A 21035-nucleotide genomic window follows, 5' to 3' on the forward strand; every position below is an offset into this window, starting at 1 on the left:
GAAAATCGGCTAGGGGTGATTAGCCCAGTTCCTTGACCAGCTGCGGCACGACCTCGAACAGGTCGCCCACCAGGCCGTAGTCGGCCACCGAGAAGATCGGCGCTTCCGGATCCTTGTTGATGGCGACGATGGTCTTCGAATCCTTCATGCCGGCCAGGTGCTGGATCGCGCCCGAGATACCGACGGCGATGTACAGGGTCGGGGCGACGATCTTGCCGGTCTGGCCGACCTGCCAGTCGTTCGGCACGAAACCGGCGTCGACCGCGGCGCGCGAGGCGCCCATGGCGGCGCCCAGCTTGTCGGCCAGGGGTTCCAGCAGCTTGAAGTTCTCGGCCGAGCCGATGCCGCGGCCGCCCGACACGATGATCTTGGCGGCGGTCAGTTCCGGACGGTCCGACTTGGCCAGCTCGCGGCCGACGAAAGCCGACTTGCCCATGTCGCCAACGGCGGCGATCTGCTCCACGGCAGCCGAACCACCGCTTGCGGCGGCGTCGAACGCGGTGCCGCGCACGGTGATGACCTTCACCGGGTCGCCCGACTGGACGGTGGCGATGGCGTTACCGGCATAGATCGGGCGCTCGAAGGTGTCCGGGGACTCGACCTTGGTGATTTCCGAGATCTGGGCCACGTCCAGCTTGGCGGCCACGCGCGGCAGGATGTTCTTGCCGTAGGCGGTGGCCGGGGCCAGGATGTGCGAGTAGCTTGCGGCGATCGCCAGGATCTGGTCGGCGACGTTCTCGGCCAGGCCGTCGGCGAAGTGCGGCGCATCGGCGACCAGCACTTTGCTCACGCCGGCGATTTGCGCGGCGGCTTCGGCGGCGGCGCCGCAGCCCGAGCCGGCGACCAGGATGTGGACTTCGCCGCCACACTGGGCGGCCGCGGTCACGGTGTGGTGGGTAGCGCCCTTGAGGGAGCCGTTGTCGTGTTCTGCAATGACGAGTGCGACCATGTTCTTTTCCTAAGTATGTTTAGATAACCTTGGCTTCGGTGCGCAGCTTCTGCACCAGGGTCGCCACGTCCGGCACCTTGACGCCGGCCGAGCGCTTGGCCGGCTCGGTGACTTTCAGGGTCTTCAGGCGCGGGCTCACGTCGACGCCCAGGTCTTCCGGCTTGACGGTTTCCAGCGGCTTCTTCTTGGCTTTCATGATGTTCGGCAGCGTCACGTAGCGCGGCTCGTTCAGGCGCAGGTCGGTGGTGACGATGGCCGGCAGGGTCAAGGCCACGGTTTCCAGGCCGCCGTCTACTTCGCGGGTCACGGTGACTTTACCGTCTTCCAGCACCACTTTCGATGCGAAGGTGGCTTGCGGCCAGCCCAGCAGCGCAGCCAGCATCTGGCCGGTCTGGTTCGAATCGTCGTCGATCGCCTGCTTGCCCAGGATGATCAGCTGCGGCTGTTCCTTGTCGGCCAGCGCCTTCATGATCTTGGCCACGGCCAGCGGCTCGGTCTCGACACTGGTCTCGACCAGGATGCCGCGGTCGGCGCCGATCGCCATGCCGGTACGCAGGGTTTCCTGGCACTGGGCCACACCCACCGACACCGCCACCACTTCGGTGACCTTGCCGGCTTCCTTCAGGCGCGTGGCTTCTTCCAGCGCGATCTCGTCGAACGGGTTCATCGACATTTTGACGTTGGCGATATCCACGCCGCTGCCGTCGGATTTGACGCGGACCTTGACGTTGTAGTCGACCACGCGTTTGACGGGTACCAGGACTTTCATAGGGTGCCTTTAGAAAATGGAATGGGTGACAGACGAAAATGGCCTAGATTATAAGAGAAATTCGGCTTCAGGTCGAAATTAAAGCACGATCGTGCGATTTTTAGTTAGAGGATTTCGACTAAAGTACGATCTTAAGGCTGTCGGGTAGAAGGATGCGGGGCTGGCGCAGGCCTGCCCCGTCATTGTAGCGCCGCCGGCTAGAATTACTTGCGGCGCATCAGGAAGGTGAATTCGCCGTTTTCGACGGTGTGGGCCAGCAGGGCGTTGCCGGTCTGCTTGGCGAACGCCTGGAAGTCGCGCACGGAACCGGTATCGGTTGCCACGATGCGCAGCACCTGTCCGCTTTCCATCTCGGCGAGTGCCTTCTTGGCTTTAAGGATCGGCAGCGGACAGTTCAGTCCGCGCGCATCCAGGTCTCTCTGGAATTCCATGGTATCAATGTCGATAGTAGTGTCGCTCATCGCATGCCTGCAAAGTAGATGGTGCTCGGAAGTCGAATACTACTCCCTTTTCGGCAGTATGACGCAGCGCACCAAAATAGTCACACATTGTTGCACGCCTGCAACCGATTGTGAAATTATCTATGCTTGCGCACCATGGCAAGTCACCAAAGAAACCGATCGGCACCGCCATGGTGCGCTACATGGTAAATGCGGTTGCGCCGATGGATTGCAAGCGCATTGAACTGGCTGCGACCCGCACATGAAAAACGCCGCCCGAGGGCGGCGCTTTTTACCGGATGGTCAGGAAATGCTTATGCGCGCTCGCCCACCCAGCCGGCCACGCCGGCCAGTGCCTGCGGCAGGCCTGCCGGATCGGTACCGCCGGCCTGCGCCATGTCCGGACGGCCGCCGCCCTTGCCGCCCACCTGCTGGGCGACGAAGTTCACCAGTTCGCCGGCTTTCACCTTGCCGGTGGCATCCTTGGTCACGCCCGCGATCAGGCTGACCTTGCCGTCCGCCACGCTGGCCAGCACGATGGCGGCGGTTTTCAGCTTGTCCTTCAGCTTGTCCATGGTCTCGCGCAGCGCGGTGACGTCGGCGCCTTCCATGGTCGCGGCCAGCACCTTGATGCCGTTCACGTCGACGGCCTTGGTCACCAGCTCGTCGCCCTGCCCTGCGGCCAGCTTCGACTTGAGCGCGGCCACTTCCTTCTCCAGCGACTTGACCTGGTCCTGCACCTGGGCGATGCGCGAGGGCAGCTCGTCCGGGCTGGTCTTCAGGGCGCCCGCGGCTTCCTGCAGCTTGCGGTTGATCGACTGCACCAGCGCCAGCGCGCCCTCGCCGGTCACGGCCTCGACGCGGCGGATGCCGGCGGCCACGCCGCCTTCCGACACGATCTTGAACAGGCCGATGTCGCCGGTGCGGGTGACGTGCACGCCGCCGCACAGTTCCTTCGACGAGCCGATGTCCAGTACGCGCACGGTGTCGCCGTACTTCTCGCCGAACAGCGCCATCGCGCCGTGCTTGACGGCGTCATCGAACGTCATGTGCTGGGCCTGGGTGGCGTGGTTCTCGAGGATCTCGCGGTTGACGATCATCTCGACCTTGGCGATTTCCTCAGCGGTCAGCGGTGCGCCGTGGCTGAAGTCGAAACGGGTCTTCTCCGGATCGACCAGCGAGCCTTTCTGCTGCACGTGGCTGCCCAGCACTTCGCGCAGGGCCTTGTGCATCAGGTGGGTCGCCGAGTGGTTGCGGATGGTGCGCGCGCGCTTGACGGTGTCGACCTGCGCGTCGACGGTGTCGCCGACTTTCAGCGAACCTTCGCGCAGCACGCCGTGGTGGCCGAAGACTTCGGCCTGGATCTTCAGGGTGTCCTCGACGTCGAACAGCTTGCCGTCCGAGCGGATCACGCCCTGGTCGCCCACCTGGCCGCCCGACTCCGCGTAGAACGGGGTGGTATCGAGCACCACGATGCCTTCCTGGCCTGCCTGCAGTTCCTGCACCGACACGCCTTCGGCGTACAGGGCCAGCACGTGGGTATTGTGGGCCAGCGAGTCGTAGCCGACGAACTTGGTCTTCTCGCCCGCATACTCGACCTTGGCGGCCATCTTGAACTTGCCGGCGGCGCGCGCGGTCTTCTTCTGCTGCTCCATGGCGGCGGCGAAGCCCTCCTCGTCCAGCGTCACGCCGCGCTCGCGGCAGATGTCGGCGGTGAGGTCGAGCGGGAAGCCGTAGGTGTCGTACAGGGTGAAGGCGGTGGCGCCGTCCAGGTTCCTGGCGTCCTTGGAGAGTTGAGCTTCCAGGATCTTCATGCCGTTTTCCAGGGTTTCGCCGAAACGCTCTTCCTCGGTCTTGAGCACCTGGGCCACGCGCTCTTTTGCTTCGCGCAGTTCCGGATAGGCTTCGCCCATCTCGATGTCGAGGTCCGCCACCAGCTTGTGGAAGAAGGGCTTGGTCTGGCCCAGCTTGTGGCCGTGGCGCAGCGCGCGGCGAATGATGCGGCGCAGGACGTAGCCGTGGCCTTCGCTGCTCGGGATGATGCCGTCGACGATCAGGAAGGACGCGGCGCGGATGTGGTCGGCGATGACCTTGAGCGAATTGTTTTCCAGGTCGGTGGCGCCGGTTTCACGAGCAGCCGCCTTGATCAGCGCCTGGAACAGGTCGATCTCGTAGTTGCTGTGCACGTGCTGCAGCACGGCGGCCAGGCGCTCCATGCCCATGCCGGTGTCGATCGACGGTTTCGGCAGCGGGGTCAGGGTGCCCGATTCGTCGCGGTTGAACTGCATGAACACCAGGTTCCAGATCTCGATGAAGCGGTCGCCGTCTTCTTCCGGCGAGCCCGGAGGACCGCCCCAGATGTCGGCGCCATGGTCGTAGAACACTTCGGTGCACGGACCGCAGGGGCCGGTGTCGGCCATCTGCCAGAAGTTGTCGGATGCGTAGCGCGCGCCCTTGTTGTCGCCGATGCGGATGATGCGCTCTTTCGGCACGCCGATCTCGTTGGCCCAGATGTCGTAGGCCTCGTCGTCCTCGAAGTAAACGGTGACGGTCAGCTTCTCGGCCGGCAGCATGTAGACCTTGGTCAGCAGCTCCCAGCAGTAGTTGATCGCGTCGCGCTTGAAATAGTCGCCGAAGCTGAAGTTACCCAGCATTTCGAAGAAGGTGTGGTGGCGCGCGGTGTAGCCGACGTTTTCCAGGTCGTTGTGCTTGCCGCCGGCGCGCACGCAGCGCTGCACGGTGGTGGCGCGCGAGTACGGGCGCGTATCCAGGCCCAGGAACACATCCTTGAACTGCACCATTCCGCTGTTCGTCAGCAGCATGGTCGGGTCGTTGCCCGGCACCAGCGGGCTGGAACGGACGATGGTGTGGCCTTTGGACTCGAAGAACTTGAGGAACTTTTCGCGGATTTCGGAGGATTTCATGTCGTGAGGGCGGAATGAGGGAGCATGCGCTATAAAAAATCGATTATAGCGTAGCTGGCCCGTATCGGCCCGGCCGATATTGACGGCCGGGCGCGCCGCTCAGCGCAACAGCGACAGCACCGCGCGCGGCTGGCTGTTCGCCTGCGCCAGCATCGCCGATGCCGCCTGCTGCAGGATTTGCGCGCGCGTCAGCCCGGCCGCCGCGCCGGCGTAGTCGACGCCCGCGATGCGCTCCTTCGCGGCCGCCATGTTGGCGGAACCCGCCTGCAGCGCGCCGGCCGCCAGGTCGAGGCGGTTGCTGGAGGCGCCCGCCACCACGCGCTGCTGGTTCACGTAGGCCAGCGCCTCGTCCACATGCAGCAGGGCCACCGCGCCGCGCTGCATGTCCAGCTTGGCCAGCCCAAGCGCCGCGGCGTTGATGGCGCCGAACTGCAGCTCGATCAGGTCGCCCGCCTTGTCGCCGGCCTGCACCTGCACCCGGCGCACGCCGGTGTGCCCGCCCAGTTCCGGATACTCGACCACGAAGCCGCCCAGGCCATCGTCGGCATTGTTGTCGCCGGCGTCCGCGACCACGGAGCGGGCGTCGAACTCGGGTCCGCCGTCGGCGTCGAGGCCGCCGATGGCGCCGGTGTCGCGGTTGGCCAGGTTCATCTTGTTCAAGAGGAATTCGTCGCCGTCCGCCCCGAATTCCATCAGGAAGTCGGCCTCGCTCGCGATCTTCCCTCCCGTGACGGCATCGAGCGCGGTACTCAGGGTTGCGCCCTGGTTCCTGCTCAGGTGCTGCATCAGCCCCTTCATTCCGCCTTCCACCCCCTGGTCCTTCAGGCGCTGGTGCAGGAAACGGGCGGCGACGTAGGCGCTCTCGTATTCGTAGGTGCCGCCGGAGACGCCGATGCTGCCGACGATCGTCGCGGCATCGGTGCCGGCGAGCGCGCTGCGCACGCGCTCGTCGGCGCCGTGGATCAACTCGGCGCTACCTTCCCTGAACCAGGACGGCAGGTTCGCGTAGTTCATCGTGCGCGCCATGATCGCATGCGCCATCTCGTGCGCGATGATGCGGTCGCTGTACATCGGCGCGCTGCCGCCGTCCGCGGTGGCGGCGCTGCCGAAGTCGGCCATGTCGATGTTCAGCGACAGGTTGTCGAGCTTGCCGGGGCCACTGCCGGCCACCCAGGCCAGCACGCCGCTCGGCGTGCCCGGGGAAACCAGGTTGACCTTGAGCTTGACGCCATCCGCCTCGAGCCCGAACAGGTCCTTGACCATCTTCTCGGAGGCGCTCAGCCAGCCCGTCTTGAGGCCGTCGAGCACCGCCCGCTTCTGCTCGTCCTCGCCGCCGATGCTGACCCGGTCCTGCGAGAACAGCGCCTCGCCGTTGAACTGGGTCTCGGCCCCGACCCGGTTGATGTGGTTCAGGATTTCCATCGCCTCCTGCTGCAGCTTGGCGCGGTCGCCGCTGCCGTAACTGCCGTTGCCGGAGGCAACCGCCAGCTCGCGCAGGCGCTGCAGGCTGTCGATCACGTTCGCCAGCGCACCGTCCGCGACCTGCAGCATCGAGCCGCCGTCGCTGATGGCGCGCATGGCCTGGCTGAGGCCGCGCATGCTGGAATCCATGCGCGCGGCGATTGCCTGGCCCGCCGGGTCGTCGGCCGCCTTGTCGATGCGCGTGCCCGCCGTGAGGCGCGTGAGCAGCGTTTCCTGCGCGGCGAGGTGCAGGCGCAGGCTGCGCTGGGCATTCAGCGACAGCGAATTATTATTGATTGACAATGACATGAAGTCATCCGTTTTGGCAGTTGTCAGCCTTTATCGACAACCGGTCAATTTCCTGAAGGGGTGTTCTTAAAATATTTATATCGATCCGGCCTGCAAGCTAAGCCAGCCTGGGACCGATCAAATCGATGCGGTCGGTACAGAAGGCCTCAACGCCCCAGTCCAGCAGCTCGCGCGCCCGCACCGGCTCGTTGACGGTGTAGCAGAACAGGCCGAAGCCGGCATCGCGCACGGTCTTGGCCAGCGCCGGGGTCAGGTGCTTGTGGTTGGCGTGGATCGCCACCGCCTCGACCGAGCGCGCCAGCGGTTCCCAGCCAGGCGGCAGCTCGCTCATCAGGAAGGCGCGCGGCAGGTCGGGGGCAGCGTCGCGCGCGCTTTCCAGGGCCGCCAGGCTGAACGAGGACAGCAGCGGCACGCGCTCCAGCCTGCCTTCCGCGATCTCGTCCGCGAACATGGCGCGGGTGATGCGCGCCACGGTCTCGCCGGTCTCGCGGTCGAAGCCGCGCGCCGGCTTGACTTCGATGTTCATCCAGATGCCCTGCGCCTTGCAGTACTGCGCGAACTCGACGAACAGGGGCACCGGCTCGCCGCGGTAGTCGGCGCCGAACCAGCTGCCGGCATCCATCCGCGCCAGCTCATGCGCATCGTAGTCGAACACGTGGCCGGCGCCGCTCACGGTGCGGCCGAGGTAGGGGTCGTGCATCACCACCGGCACGCCGTCGCGCGCCAGCATCACGTCGAACTCGATGGCGCGGAAACCGAAGTCGATGCCGCGCTGCAAGCCGGCCAAGGTGTTTTCGGGCGCCAGGCTGCCGCCGCCGCGATGCGCCAGGATCCGGGGATATCGCCACATGCCCACCTCCTTTTGCAGGAATCAGGAAACTGCCGGTATGCCGAGCTGCCGTGACAGGTACAGGAAGAGTACGAGGTTCAGCACGACGGTCAGGTAAAACTTCCACTGGAACGAGGTCTTCGACGTCTTGTGCCGCAACCATTGCTGCGCCAGTACGGCGCCTGGCCAGCCGCCGACCAGGCCGAGCAGCAGCAGGGTCGACTCCGGCGTGCGCCAGTTGCCCTTGCGTGCCGCCGACTTGTCGATCGCGTAGGCCACGAAACAGCTCAGGCTCATCGCCAGGTAGGCGGCGCCGACCTGCAGCGGCAGGTCCCACTTCCAGGTGGCAGCGGCGTACAGGACAGCAAACAGCAGGAGCGGCAGGTAAGGCATACGGTGAGCTTACCCCGGCAAATACCTTGGTGTCTACATGGAAAGGAAATACTGCTTTTGGCCGGTGACCGTGGGATAACGAACAGAGGGCGCGATGTCGAAACGCCTACCCTTGATCTTCTACGTGTCACAGCAAGGAGTACGAGATGGCTTTCGATCTTGGCAGTCTTCTGAACCAGTACCTGGGCGGCGGCGCCGGCGGCGGCAACCCCCACCAGGCCAACGACGACTTCGACCGGGTGGCCTCGAACGCGCCGCCCGACGTGCTGGCGCGCGGCGTGACCGGGGCCCTGCGCTCCGACCAGACCCCGCCCTTCCCGCAGATGGTGAGCCAGATGTTCGGGCAGAGCAATCCGAACCAGCGCGCCGGCATGCTGAACCAGCTGCTGGCCACACTGGGCCCGGCCGTGCTGTCCCAGCTCGCCAGCCGGGCCGGCGGCCAAGGTGGCCTTGGAGGCCTGGGCAGCATCTTTGGCGGGGGCCATGCACCCACCCAGGTCACCCCGGAGCAGGCCTCGCAGGTCTCGCCCGAAGAGGTGCGCGAACTGGCCGAAAAGGCCGAGCAGGAAAACCCGAGCATCGTCGACCGCATGGGCGACTTCTATGCCCAGAACCCGACCCTGGTCAAGGCGATCGGCGGCGCCGCCCTTGCCATCGCACTGGGCCATATGGCGCAAAACATGCGCCGCCAGTGATCCATGGCGCTTCACCGTTGAATAGCGAACAGAGCAAGCATTGGCAAAACGCCTACGCTTGCTATTCAACCGTATGCAGTCAGGAGAACGAATATGGCATTTGATTTGGGCAATCTGTTATCGCAGTATCTGGGCGGCGGCAACCAGGACCGGGCGGCCGACGATTTCGACCGCGTGGCCCAGAGCGCGCCGCGCGCAACGGTCGCCGAAGGCGTCGCCAATGCCCTGCGTTCCGACCAGACCCCACCCTTCCCGCAGGTCGTCAGCCAGCTGTTCGGGCAAAGCGATGCGAACGGCCGCGCCGGCATGCTGAACCAGCTGCTGGGTTCCCTGAACCCGGCACAGCTGTCCTCGGTGGCAGGCGGCGTGTTCGGCAAGCTGTTCGGCGGCGGCAAAGTAACGCCGGAACAGGCCTCGCAGGTCTCCCCCGAGCAGGTGCGCGAGCTGGCTGAACAAGCCGAGCAGCAGAATCCCGGCATCGTCGACCGCATGAGCGCCTTCTATGCCGAACACCCGACCCTGGTCAAGGCGATCGGCGGCGCCGCGCTGGCGCTCGCGCTCGGCCACGTGGCACAACGCATGCGTTCCCAATCCACCATTCACCAAGGAGATGACATGGGCATCCTGAGCAATATTTTTGGCAAGATCTTCCCGAAGGCGCACGCCGCCAACAAGGGCCCGCAAGCGCAGGCCCAGGCCCCGGCGCCACAGGCCCAGCCACAGGCTGCTCCCCAGCCCCAGGCGCAGCCGCAAGCACAGCCTCAGGCCCAGCCGCAGGCCGCGCCGGCCATGATGGACCAGGTCGACGTCGAGGAAATCCTGACCACCATGCAGAAGTCGTCGGGCCAGCAGCTGAACTGGCGCAGCTCGATCGTCGACCTGCTCAAGCTGCTCGGCCTGGACAGCAGCCTGCAGGCCCGCAAGGAACTGGCCGCCGAGCTGCACTACACCGGCGACACCAGCGACTCGGCCTCGATGAACATCTGGCTGCACCGCCAGGTCATGAACAAGCTGGCGGCCAACGGCGGCAAGGTGCCGGCCGACCTGCGCGACTAAGCCCGGCTTNNCCCCCCCCCACGCGGGGATAGGCAAAGGCTCCGCTCAGGTACCGGATGATCTCGCTGCCAACATTCACCGCGTGGGCGGACAAGCCGCCCACCCTACGAAAATCGCCCTCTGCAATCGGATAGTCCTAATCGGCCAATGACGTATTCGCCGCCGTCCCGCACGAAAAACAGAAGCGGGCGAAGGCATTCTTGCGGCTGCTGCAGCAGCCGCAGCGGTCGAACAGGCCGATGCCGCAGTGCGGGCAGAAGTCGACGCTCGCATCCTTCAGGTCGACCGGCCGCTCGCATCCCGGACACACGCCCTTGCCCAGCCGGGCAAGGGCGGCGTCGTAGCGCAGGGTCTGGCGGCGCTGCACGTCCGGCAGCGCTTCGGCCTGCCGCTGGCGCGCCAGGTAGTGCTGCAGCGAGACGATCGCGTAACGTCCCACCAGCACGGTGACGGCGATGCCGACCAGGTAGCGCACGTAGCCGCCATAGCTCGGCAGGTAAGGCACGAGTTCGAAGAAGAAGGCGAACAGTGCGAAGAAGATGAATCCCCACACGAAGGGCCAGTACTGGCTCTGGCGCTTGCGCGCGAACAGCCAGCCGGCCAGCACCAGGAGCGGCAGGGTCAGGGCCAGGCGGTACAGGAAGACCCGCAGTTCCTTGGACGTGGCCGCCTTCTCGTAGGCGGCCCGCGCCGGCCTTTCCATGCGCTCCCAGCGCATCTGCGCGCGCTGCAGGGCCTGGTCGGCGTCCAGCAGGGCCTGCTGCTGGGCCTGGACGGCCGCCAGCGCGCGGCGCTCGTCGGCCTCCAGCTTGTCCAGTCCGCGGGTACGTTCGAGCAGCTCGGGATCCTGGTCCGGACGCGCGGTCGCGCGGCGCGTGGCCAGCCAGTTATCGAAGGTCTCGCGCGCCGAACGGGTGTTCGCGCGCGCCACCTCGTGCTGCTGGGTGGCCTGCTCCAGGTCGAGCTGGGCGCTCTCGCGCCGGGCCCGCGCCGCTTCCTGGCCGGCGCGCAGGGCATCGACCGCGTTGCGGTCCATGAACTGCTCGATGCTCAGGGGCCGCTCGACGTCCCACAGGTTATCGACGACTTTGCCGCCCAGGCCGATCAGGAAGGCGGCGAACGCGAACGCGACCAGCCACAGGGCACGTTGCATCCATTGTTCGGTCAGGCGCAGGCCTTTGCTCATGAAACAGTCCTCCAGTGACGGTGATGGCGCAAGCGTGCCACTGGAGGGAGTCGCGGGCCAGTGCCGGCCGCAAGGGAGAGGTGTGCCGATACCCGGGGTACCGGCACACGATACCGCGGAGGATCAGAAGTAGGACAGGCCCAGCGCCTTCTTCACTTCGTCGGTGGTCTGCGCCGCCACTTCACGCGCCCGCATGGTGCCTTCCTTGAGGATCTGCAGCACCTGGCCGCGGTCCTTGGCAAACTCTTCGCGGCGTGCGCGGATCGGCGCCAGCAGCTCCTGCAGGATGCCTTCCAGGCGCTTCTTGACCACGCTGTCGCCCAGCCCGCCGCGGGTGTAGTGGGCCTTCATCTCGGCCAGGCCTTCCTTGTCGGTATCGAAGGCATCGAGGTAGATGAAGGCGACGTTGCCCTCCAGGTGGCCCGGGTCGGACACCTTCAGGTGCAGCGGGTCGGTATACACCTGCTTGACCGCGGCGCGGATCTCGTCGGCGCTGGCGCCCAGGTTGATGGTGTTGCCGAGCGACTTGCTCATCTTGGCACGGCCGTCGATGCCCGGCAGGCGGCCGACTTCCGGCACGATCGCCTTGCACTCGACCAGGATGTCCTTTTCCGGGCTGTAGGTACGGTTGAACCTGCGCACGATCTCGTTGCACTGCTCGATCATCGGGATCTGGTCCTCGCCCACCGGCACCACGCTGGCCTTGAAGGCGGTGATGTCGGCGGCCTGGCTGGCCGGGTAGGTCAGGAAGCCGGCCGGGATGTCGCGCTCGAAGCCGCGCAGGATGATCTCCTGCTTCACGGTCGGGTTGCGCTCGAGGCGCGCCACGGTCACCAGGTTCAGGTAGTAGAAGGTGAGCTCGGTCAGTTCCGGGATCTGCGACTGGATCAGGATGGTCGTGCGGGCCGGATCGATGCCGCAGGCGAGGTAATCGAGCGCCACTTCCACCACGTTCCGGTGTACCTTACCGATGTCATCCATGTTGTCGGTCAGCGCCTGGGCGTCTGCGAGCATGACGAACTGGCGGTAGGTATTCTGGTACTCGACGCGGTTGCGCAGGCTGCCGACGAAGTGGCCGAGGTGCAGCGGACCGGTAGGCCGGTCGCCGGTGAGGATGATAGGCGTGGAAGTGTTCGGGGTTGGGGAGCTCATCGGGTTTCCTTGTTATTGCCCCGATCCTCCTGCGCTGGATGCGAAAACGCCACCCGGATCGAGGCGGCGTTAGTCGAAATGCACATCATTCCTGTGGCCGCACGCGATGGAAGCGGCGCCACCAGGTCAACAAAAAGTGATGTGCTTTCGGAAAATTCATGGACCGCATGGTTGCAGGTTGGCGCAAGGATGTCAACCGCTACCGAGTCCCTGGCCTGCGGCCGGCTCTCCCCTTTCGACGATTTCTTGCCTGGGACGCCGAGCTGTAGGGAACTTGTTGTTAGAAAATTAATATTTGGTGAAACTGATGAATCCACAAAAGAGCACGAACAGCCAAATCCGTCCCCTGGAACTCTGGGGCGGCCTCGAATGCACGGTCAACCGTGTCCGCGACGAGTATTTCAGCCAGCTCGAGCGCAACGGCCATCACGGCCGCGCCTGCGACATCAAGCGCTTCGCGTCCACCGGCATCCGCGCAATCCGCTATCCCGTGCTATGGGAACGCACCGCGCCCGAGGGCCTGGCCAGCGCCGACTGGAGCTGGGCCGACGAGCGCCTGAACGCCCTGCGCGAAGCCGGCGTGACGCCGATCGCCGGCCTGGTCCACCACGGCAGCGGTCCGCGCGACACCAGCCTGGTCGATCCGGCCTTCGCCGAACGCCTGGCCGAATATGCCGGCGCGGTGGCCGCGCGCTATCCGTGGCTCGAGTACTACACCCCGGTCAACGAGCCCTGCACCACCGCCCGCTTCGCCGGCCTGTACGGCGTCTGGTACCCGCACGGCCGCGACGACCGCACCTTCATCGAAGCCCTGCTGGTCCAGTGCCGCGCCGTGGTGCTGTCGATGCGCGCGATCCGCGCCGTCAACCCGAACGCCAAGCTGGTCCAGACCGACGACCTCGGCAAGACCTACGGCACGCCGGAACTCAGCCACGTCGCCGAGTTCTACAACGAACGCCGCTGGCTGGCCTGGGACCTGCTGTGCGGCATGGTCGATGAAAACCACAAGCTGTGGAAATACCTGACCAGGACCGGCATCGCGGCCGAAGAATTCCTGTGGTTCCGCGAGAACCCCTGTCCGCCCGACATCATGGGCGTCAACTACTACGTCACCTCCGAGCGCTGGCTGGATCACCGTCCCGAGCGCTTCCCCGAGCACCACCGCGGCGTGGCCGACGGCATCCCTTGCGCCGACATCGAGGCCTCGCGCGTGCTGGCCACGCCGACGCCGGGCATCGCCCCGCTGCTGCTTGAGACCTGGGACCGCTACGGCATCCCGCTGGCCATCACCGAAGCCCACATCGACGCCAACCGCGAAGACCAGCTGCGCTGGCTGCTCGAGATCTGGGAAGCGGCCCAGCAGTCGCAGCAGAACGGCGTCGACGTGCGCGCCGTCACCGTCTGGTCGCTGCTCGGCTCCTTCGACTGGAACAGCCTGGTTACCCAGAACAAGGGCTACTACGAGCCGGGCCCCTTCGACGTGCGCTCGCCGATGCCGCGCCCGACCGCGCTGGCGCGGATGATGCAGGAACTGGCATCTAGCAAGCCGCTGTCGCACCCGGTGCTGCGCGGCCAGGGCTGGTGGCGCCGCCAGGGCCGCTTCCTGTGCCACCCGCCTGTGGCCACGCCCGCGGCGCTCACCTCGATCTCGGCCGACGGCCACCGCCTGGTGGGAACAAGCGCCGCCCCGATCCTGATCCTGGGCGCCACCGGCACCCTGGGCCGCGCCTTTGCGCGCGTCTGCCGCAAGCGCAACCTGTCCTACCGCCTGCTGTCGCGCAAGGAGATGGACATCGCCGACGCCGGCTCGGTCGAGCGTGCCCTGGCCGAGCACCAGCCCTGGGCGGTCATCAATACCTGCGGCTACGTGCGCGTGGACGATGCCGAGAATGAAGCCGAGCGCTGCCTGCGCGAGAACACCGCCGGCGCGGCGATCCTGGCCGCCGCCTGCGCGCGCCACGGCATCCACCTGACCACCTTCTCGAGCGACCTGGTATTCGACGGCAAGCAAAGCCGCCCCTATGTGGAGTCGGACCCGGTGGCCCCGCTGAACGTCTATGGCCGCAGCAAGGCCGAGGCCGAGGTGGCGGTGCTGGACGAACACCCCGGCGCGCTGGTGGTGCGCACCAGTGCCTTCTTCGGCCCCTGGGACCAGTACAACTTCGTCACCCTGGCGCTGAACGCGCTCGAGCGCGGCGAGCCCTTCGTGGCCTCGAACGATCTGACGATCACGCCGACCTACGTGCCGGACCTGGTGCACGCCTGCCTGGACCTGGCGATCGACCGCGAGGCCGGCATCTGGCACCTGGCCAACGGCGGCGAGCTGACCTGGGCGGAACTGGCCCTGAAGGCAGCCGAGCGGGCCGGCGTGGATGCCAGCCGGCTGGAAGCGCGATCGATCGTCTATCCGGCCCCGCGCCCGGCCTACTGCGCCTTGACGAGCGAGCGCGGCATCCTGCTGCCGCGCCTCGACCAGGCGCTCGACCGCTACCTCGAACTGCGCAACGTGCACGATCCGGAGATCGAGGAACTCCAGCACACCGCCGAAAGCCGCCAGCCGGTGGCCAGCGGGCACCGGCAGCAGGAGGAGACGCCGCCGGAGGCGGTGCAGGCGGGGAATTGCTGAGGCGTTCGCTCTGCGCTAGCAAACGTCAAATTGGGTTCCCGCCTTCGCGGGAACCCAAGTTCTCTATGCTCTGCCACTGTACTGACACCCCCACTCCCACGCTACAATCCCGGGCAAACAACAACGCCACCGCCCACCCATCGTGCAAGAGCAACACGCATTCCCCTTCCTGCGGGAGATCCTCCTCTTCCTGATCCTCTCGGGCATCCTGATTCCCATCCTGCAGCGCCTGCGCATCAACCAGGTGATCGGCTTCCTCGCCGTCGGCACCCTGGTCGGCCCCTTCGGCCTGGGCCTGCTGGCCGGCGAGGTCCCCTGGCTGGCCTTCCTCACCTTCCCGCGCGACCAGGGCATTGCGGCGCTCGCCGAGATCGGCGTGCTGTTCCTGATGTTCATGATCGGCCTCGAACTCTCGGCGGCGCGCCTGTGGGCGATGCGGCGCTGGGTGTTCGGCGCCGGCACCGCGCAGGTGCTGGCCAGCGCGGCGCTGCTCGGCGGCGTCCTGCTGCTGGCCTACGGCCTCGACGCGCAGGCGGCCCTGGTCGTCGGCCTGGTGCTGTCGCTGTCCTCCACCGCGGTCGTGATGCAGCTGCTGGCCCAGCAGGGAGCCACCGGTTCCCCGCTCGGCCAGGCCGCCTTCGCCATCCTGATGCTGCAGGACCTTGCGGTGGTGCCGATCCTGCTCCTGATCGGCGCCCTCGGCAGCGGCAGCGGCGGCGACAGCGTCGCGGTCCTGGCGCTCACCACCCTGCTGAAGGCCGGCATCGCCATCACCCTGATCTACCTGGTCGGCGGGCGGGTCGTCCACAAGCTGTTCCGCGCGTTTGCCGAGCACCGCCAGCCGGACGTGTTCATGGCGCTGATCCTGCTGAGCACCTTCGGCATCGCCGGCCTGTCGGCCGCCGCCGGCCTGTCGATGGCGCTGGGGGCGATGATCGCCGGCCTGCTGCTGGCCGAGACCGAGTTCAAGCACGAAGTCGAACTGATGGTCGAGCCCTTCAAGGGCCTGCTCATGGGCCTGTTCTTCATGACCGTCGGGATGAGCATCGACACCCGCCAGATCCTGGCGGCGCCCCTGCTGCTGGCCGCCTCGCTGGCCGGGCTGGTGCTGATCAAGGCGCTGGTGACGGCAAGCCTGCTGCGCATCGGCGGCCAGCCCTGGAGCCGCGCGCTGGAAGGCGGCCTGCTGCTGGGCCAGGGCGGCGAATTCGCTTTTGTGGCGATCGGCTACGCCATGAGCGCGCGGGTGCTCGACCCGGCGCTCGGCGGGCAGGTCATGCTGGTGGTCGGCCTGTCGCTGTTCGTCACGCCCCTGCTGGCGCGTCTGGGACGCGCCATCGGCGAGCGCGGCGAACACGCGCGCAACGAACATGCGGCACAGGCCGACACCGGGGCCCTGGGCTCGGCGCGCGGCCGCGTCATCATCGCCGGCTTCGGCCGCGTGGGCCAGCAGCTGGGCAAGCTGTTGGGCGAGCAGAACATTCCCTTCGTGGCCTTCGAATGCGACGCCAAGCTGGTCTCGAAGCTGCATGCGGAAGGCCAGCCGGTCTACTTCGGCAATGCCGCGCGCCCCGAGCTGCTGCGCCGCGTGCATGCCGACGAAGCGCCGGCGATCGTGCTGACCATGGACCATCCGGCGTCGAGCATGCAGGCGGTGCGCGGCATCCGCCGCGAGTTCCCGCATGCGCGCCTGTTCGTGCGTTCGCGCGACGAGAAACACGCGCGCGCCCTGCGCCTGGCCGGCGCCAGCGTGGTGGTGCCGGAAACACTGGAAGCGAGCCTGCAGCTGTCGGCCTTCGTGCTGGAGGCGATGGGGCTGGACGCGCGCCTGGTCGCCGGTATCGTCGACCACGAGCGCGACCTGGTCACGGCCAAGCTGCTGGAGCCGGAAGGCGCCGCCTAGCGCCGGTCGTCGTCGGAACGGTCGAGTTGTGTACGCCTGACAAAGCCCGTACGCAGCGGAACAGCCTCGCTATACTGGACCGGTCCACCGTCTGGAGGTGCACCATGTTCGCCCGCTTCGTCTGCACATTGCTCGTCGCCTTTCCCCTGCTGGCCGGCGCGGCCGACACCCTGGTCGTCACCAGCCGCGCGACCGGGACGCTGTATCTTCCCGGCTCCCCGGGATACGCCTACTCGCTGGACTTCGCTTCCGAGCTGCGGCCGGCGTCGGTCGGGCGCCAGTCCGGGGACATCGTGTTCAGCGAATACGGTCCTGCGACCTTCACCCTGAGCTACAACGGGCGGACCGAAGTCTGGTCGGACGCCTGGGATCCCGGCATGGGCCAGACCTCGGGAAGAATGTCTCCCGGCAGTTCCATCCTCAATACCGGCGACACGTTCTCGCACGACTTCCGCTTCCTGCTCACCCGCGACAACTACGGGGCGGACGGAGGCATCTCGCTGAGCACGCCAAGAGGCTCCTTTCCTGGATCGCTGGATTTCGTTCCCCAGGCCTTCACGGTAACCGATCCCGACCGGGCCAGCCTGGTCATCAACATGCTCATGGGCGGCGAACGCATCGCCCAATGGTACGGGACGGTGGACAGCTTTTCATTGTCGATCAGTCCGGTGCCGGAAGCGCGCGCCCTGCAGGTGCTGCCGCTGGGATTGGCCATCCTCCTGGCGGCCGGGTGGCGCCGCCGCATGCCGGCCTAGGCGGGCACGCGCGCAGCCCTGCCGGCCGCCAGGCAGCCCCACCACGCGGCCTCTTCGAACACCGACAGCCCGGACAGGTCGGCATGGGCAAACAGCAGCGGGCCATCCGCCTCGCGCAGCGCCGCCAGGCCGGCGTTTGCGCGAAAGCCAGGTTGCGGCACCGCCATCGCATGCGCGCGCAGCGTGATGTCCACGCGCTCGACACAGGGGGCAAAGGCCCAGCCGTAGGCTTCCTTCAGGTCGCTTGCGGCCAGTTCCAGCAGCGCGTCCGGACTGGCCGATTGCAGCCATCGGCGCGCTTCCCCTGGCGTGCGCCCCGACAGCGCCGTATAGGCCGTGAACACGGTCTTCTCGGGCGGGCGCGAACGGATGTCCTGGTGGGTCGAGACAACGTAGCCGAGTCCCCTGCCCCTGTAGACCACGTTGTCCCAGGCCAGCTGGGCCTCGGGCAGCTCGCGCGGGAAGTCGCGCATCAGGAAGTTCGACACCATCCAGGGCGCGTAGTCCGGCAGATGCCGGCGCGGATCGAAGCCATAGCGCTCGATGCCCTCGACAACCCGGCTGGCGACGAACAGCGGCATGGCGCAGATCGCGCGACGCGCCCGCACCAGGAAAGTACGCGGCTTGCCCTGCTCCAGCACGAAACAAAGCGCCTCGACCTTCCCATCCACTTCGCGCACGGAGGCAGCGCTCCCGGAACGACGGCGCGGTCCCGCCTTCGCCGCCAATGCCTCGGCCAGCGGCGCCAGTCCACCGGGCCAGGTCAGCAGCGCGTTCTCCTCCGCATTCGCCGCCAGCCCCCAGCGCCCGGCAAAGTAATGAATACCGGCCCAGGCGGACACGCGCTCGATGCCCGCGCCGTAGTCGTCGCGGCAGCAGTAGTCGAGGTACCAGCGCAGCGTGGCCGAACGATAGCCCTGCTCGCCCAGCCACTGCGCGAAGCTGACGCGGTCCAGTGCCGCAAACGCCGGATCGCTCGAGGACAAGGCCAGCGGGAACGCGAAAGCGCGCCGTCCATCCTTGTCGCGTACATGGCGCAAGCGCGCCATCTCATCGAAGAAGGCCTTGTGCTCGGCCGCATCCGAAGCGTCCGTGGGGACCAGCCCCTCGTGCCAGACGCCACCGCGCAGCAGGCGTTCCTCCGGCCCGTGCAGGATAAAGCGCTCGTCGTAATAGGGCTTGTCCTGGTCCGCGTCGCGCAGCAGGATGCCGAGGTCCGCCAGCATCTCGCGCACATGGGTCGATTCCGGACCGGGCAGCGGCAGGTAGTGCGCGCCCGTCGGGCAGGACAGGTCGCCATAGCGGCTGCCTGCGGCGTTGCCGAAGGCTTCAGGCCCGTCGAGCAGCAGGAAATCGTCATGGCCGAGGCGACCCAGCTTCCACGCGGCGCTCAGGCCGGCAATGCCGGAACCGAGGATCACCACATCGGTCTCGACGGTTTCCGACGGCGGCGGCAGCTGCCCGCGATCGCGCAGGAAGTGTCCTTCCGCCCTGCCCGGCGTGTGCACGGCGGGCGTGATCTCTTGCCAGCGCATGAAGCCGGCGCTGGTGGCCAGCCCGGCCGCGCCGGCGCCCGCCGCCGTCAGCAGGAAGGAACGGCGGTCCATCAGCGGATCACCTGGTTCCAGTCTTCCTCGAACTCGCGCACCAGCGACTGGGTGTCCAGGCGGTTCGGCACCATCTGGCGGCGCGGCATGTCGGGCGGCCAGTCGAACATGGCGCGGGTGGTCTCGCCGGTCAGGTAGCGCATCGGCAGGCGGTACGAGGTCGGCGGCACGAAGCGGCCCTGGGGCGAGGCCATGATGAAGCCCCACTCGCCGAAGGATGGCACATACAGGTGATAGGGCCAGGTCTTGAGCCCGACTTCGCGCAGCGTCGCCTCGATGGTCCAGTAGGCGTTCGGCGCGAAGAAGGGCGAGGTCGACTGCACCGCGATCAGGCCATTGGCCGCGACGTGCTTGCGCAGCATGCCGTAGAAGGGCACCGAGTACAGCTTGCCGAGGGCGAAGCTGGACGGATCGGGAAAGTCGACGATGGCCACGTCGTACATGCCGGCCTGCCTTTGCAGCCAGATGCCGGCATCGGCATTGACGATCTTCACGCGCTTGTCCTGCAGCGCGCCGGCATTCAGCTTGACCAGTTCCGGACGGGTCGCGAAGGCCTGGGTCATGGCCGGGTCCAGGTCGACCAGGGTCACCTCTTCCACCTGCGGGTAGCGCAGCACTTCACGCAGCGCCAGGCCGTCGCCGCCGCCCAGCACCAGCACGCGCCTGGCCCAGGGCAGCGACTGCATCGCCGGGTGCACCAGCGCTTCGTGGTAGCGGTACTCGTCGCGCGAGGAAAACTGCAGGTTGCCGTTGATGTACAGGCGCAGGTCGTCCTTCCAGCGCGTGATCACCAGGCGCTGGTAGGGCGTGGTGGTCGAGTACACGACGTCGTCGCCGAACAGGCCGTGCTCGCCCCACTCCACCATCCGGTCCGAGAAGCCGAAGCCCAGCACCAGGGTGAACAGCACGGCGCTGGCGCGGATCGCCTTGCCGCGCAGGTGTTCCAGCTCATGGCGGAACACGTACAGGGTCCACATCGCCACACCCACGTTGAGCATCCCGAACAGGAAACCGGTGCGCACCAGCCCGAGATGGGGCGCCAGCACCAGCGGGAACAGCAGCGACACCGCCAGCGCGCCAAGGTAATCGAAGGTGAGCACGCGGCTGACGATCTCGGCGAACTCGGTACGGCGCTCGTTCAGGGCGCGCATTACCAGGGGCACTTCCATGCCGACCATGGCGCCGATCAGGAACACGGTGACGTAGAGCACCGTGCGGAAGGGCGCGCCCATCCAGGTGAAGGTCATGAACAGCACCGCCGCCGAGACCCCGCCGATCAGGCCGACGGCCAGTTCGATGTCGATGAAGCGGGACAGCACGTCCTCGTCGCGCACATACTTCGAGAAGTGGGCGCCGACACCCATGGCGAACAGGTAGCAGCCGATGATGGTGGAAAACTGCAGGACCGAGTCGCCCAGCAGGTAGCTGGACAATGCACCGGCAATCAGTTCGTAAGCAAGTCCGCAGGAAGCGACAACAAATACCGACAGGATCAGAATTTTTTTGGTCATGAAACAAATTTGTTCTAAGATCGCTGCTGCAATCTTGATTACTTTCTTTGGAGAAGCTTGTGCCCGCCATCCTAAACTATGTGCTGCATCTTGCGACGGCAATCGCGCTGGTTCTGGCATTTTTTGTGGTGTACACGCGGGTCACGCCTTACGACGAAGTACTGCTCATCCGCCAGGGGAACTGCGCCGCCGCCGTCTCGCTGGGCGGCACCCTGCTCGGCTTTTCGGTGACGATCGCCTCGGCGCTGATGCACACCGATAACTACTACGAATTCTGCGGCTGGGCCGCGCTGGCCATGCTCATCCAGGTGCTGGTGTTCGTCATCGCCACGCGCCTGCTGCGCATGTCGAAGGACCAGATCGAGCACAACAACGTCGGTTTCGGCATCCTGCTGGGATCGATCTCGCTGTCGATCGGCCTGGTCAACGCCGGCAGCATCTCGTGATTTCACCAGGCTTCATTCAACGCG

General features: G+C 66.5%; 17 protein-coding genes. 6 read left to right on the forward strand and 11 right to left on the reverse strand.

The features are described from left to right. Positions 1 to 19: 19 nt before the first annotated feature. The 7 genes from B2R83_RS09220 to B2R83_RS09250 all read right to left on the reverse strand — a co-directional run bounded on the left by B2R83_RS09220 (position 20) and on the right by B2R83_RS09250 (position 8074). A complete protein-coding gene (locus B2R83_RS09220; protein ID WP_292040356.1) occupies positions 20 to 949 on the reverse strand; it encodes an electron transfer flavoprotein subunit alpha/FixB family protein in 930 nt (309 codons plus the stop codon). 19 nt (positions 950 to 968) lie between these two features. Beyond that, positions 969 to 1718 (reverse strand): electron transfer flavoprotein subunit beta/FixA family protein, encoded by a 750-nt coding sequence (locus B2R83_RS09225; RefSeq protein ID WP_209588142.1) that lies wholly within the window; start codon positions 1716 to 1718, stop codon positions 969 to 971. A 203-nt stretch (positions 1719 to 1921) separates the two neighbouring features. Then, positions 1922 to 2149, reverse strand: a complete 228-nt coding sequence (locus B2R83_RS09230) for a sulfurtransferase TusA family protein (RefSeq protein WP_036216507.1) — start codon at positions 2147 to 2149, stop codon at positions 1922 to 1924. 323 nt (positions 2150 to 2472) lie between these two features. Continuing rightward, on the reverse strand, positions 2473 to 5082 hold the full coding sequence (gene alaS, locus B2R83_RS09235; RefSeq protein ID WP_292040358.1) for an alanine--tRNA ligase: 2610 nt from the start codon (positions 5080 to 5082) through the stop codon (positions 2473 to 2475). Between the two features lie 99 nt (positions 5083 to 5181). Next, on the reverse strand, positions 5182 to 6852 hold the full coding sequence (locus B2R83_RS09240) for a flagellinolysin (RefSeq protein WP_292040360.1): 1671 nt from the start codon (positions 6850 to 6852) through the stop codon (positions 5182 to 5184). A gap of 97 nt (positions 6853 to 6949) precedes the next feature. Continuing rightward, positions 6950 to 7702: a glycerophosphodiester phosphodiesterase gene (gene ugpQ, locus B2R83_RS09245; RefSeq protein WP_292040362.1), complete on the reverse strand. Its 753-nt coding sequence runs from the start codon at positions 7700 to 7702 to the stop codon at positions 6950 to 6952. Positions 7703 to 7723: 21 nt separating this feature from the next. Beyond that, positions 7724 to 8074 carry a DUF1294 domain-containing protein gene (locus B2R83_RS09250; RefSeq protein WP_292040364.1) on the reverse strand — a complete coding sequence of 117 codons (351 nt, stop codon included), beginning with the start codon at positions 8072 to 8074 and terminating at the stop codon, positions 7724 to 7726. A gap of 146 nt (positions 8075 to 8220) precedes the next feature. Between B2R83_RS09250 and B2R83_RS09255 the strand changes: the two genes are divergently transcribed. Both B2R83_RS09255 and B2R83_RS09260 read left to right on the forward strand, forming a co-directional pair. Beyond that, positions 8221 to 8769, forward strand: coding sequence for a hypothetical protein (locus B2R83_RS09255; RefSeq protein WP_292040365.1), 549 nt, complete (start codon positions 8221 to 8223; stop codon positions 8767 to 8769). 615 nt (positions 8770 to 9384) lie between these two features. Then, on the forward strand, positions 9385 to 9825 hold the full coding sequence (locus B2R83_RS09260) for a DUF3597 domain-containing protein (protein ID WP_036216498.1): 441 nt from the start codon (positions 9385 to 9387) through the stop codon (positions 9823 to 9825). Positions 9826 to 9961: 136 nt separating this feature from the next. Here B2R83_RS09260 and B2R83_RS09265 read toward each other — a convergent pair whose 3' ends face one another. Then, the gene (locus tag B2R83_RS09265; RefSeq protein ID WP_292040368.1) at positions 9962 to 11011 is read right to left on the reverse strand and encodes a zinc ribbon domain-containing protein; all 1050 of its coding nucleotides are present in this window, start codon (positions 11009 to 11011) and stop codon (positions 9962 to 9964) included. A 123-nt stretch (positions 11012 to 11134) separates the two neighbouring features. Beyond that, on the reverse strand, positions 11135 to 12163 hold the full coding sequence (gene trpS / locus B2R83_RS09270; protein ID WP_027866807.1) for a tryptophan--tRNA ligase: 1029 nt from the start codon (positions 12161 to 12163) through the stop codon (positions 11135 to 11137). A gap of 307 nt (positions 12164 to 12470) precedes the next feature. Between trpS and B2R83_RS09275 the strand changes: the two genes are divergently transcribed. The 3 genes from B2R83_RS09275 to B2R83_RS09285 all read left to right on the forward strand — a co-directional run bounded on the left by B2R83_RS09275 (position 12471) and on the right by B2R83_RS09285 (position 17447). Further along, positions 12471 to 14789, forward strand: a complete 2319-nt coding sequence (locus B2R83_RS09275; RefSeq protein ID WP_292040371.1) for a family 1 glycosylhydrolase — start codon at positions 12471 to 12473, stop codon at positions 14787 to 14789. Positions 14790 to 14931: 142 nt separating this feature from the next. Continuing rightward, positions 14932 to 16692 (forward strand): cation:proton antiporter, encoded by a 1761-nt coding sequence (locus tag B2R83_RS09280; protein WP_292040373.1) that lies wholly within the window; start codon positions 14932 to 14934, stop codon positions 16690 to 16692. A gap of 104 nt (positions 16693 to 16796) precedes the next feature. Continuing rightward, on the forward strand, positions 16797 to 17447 hold the full coding sequence (locus B2R83_RS09285) for a hypothetical protein (protein ID WP_292040376.1): 651 nt from the start codon (positions 16797 to 16799) through the stop codon (positions 17445 to 17447). On the opposite strand, the gene B2R83_RS09290 is transcribed toward B2R83_RS09285, so the two are convergent. Beyond that, positions 17444 to 19054, reverse strand: coding sequence for an NAD(P)/FAD-dependent oxidoreductase (locus B2R83_RS09290; protein ID WP_292040379.1), 1611 nt, complete (start codon positions 19052 to 19054; stop codon positions 17444 to 17446). The genes B2R83_RS09285 and B2R83_RS09290 overlap by 4 nt on opposite strands. Next, the gene (locus B2R83_RS09295) at positions 19054 to 20565 is read right to left on the reverse strand and encodes a polyamine aminopropyltransferase (protein WP_292040382.1); all 1512 of its coding nucleotides are present in this window, start codon (positions 20563 to 20565) and stop codon (positions 19054 to 19056) included. Before B2R83_RS09295 ends, B2R83_RS09290 begins: the two co-directional genes overlap by 1 nt. A 59-nt stretch (positions 20566 to 20624) precedes the next feature. Between B2R83_RS09295 and B2R83_RS09300 the strand changes: the two genes are divergently transcribed. Further along, complete coding sequence (locus B2R83_RS09300) at positions 20625 to 21011, forward strand: DUF350 domain-containing protein (RefSeq protein ID WP_209588132.1); 387 nt, start codon at positions 20625 to 20627, stop codon at positions 21009 to 21011. Positions 21012 to 21035 lie beyond the last annotated feature (24 nt).

It is taken from the genome of Massilia sp. UBA6681 (assembly GCF_002454935.1).
GTDB lineage: Bacteria > Pseudomonadota > Gammaproteobacteria > Burkholderiales > Burkholderiaceae_D > Telluria > Telluria varians.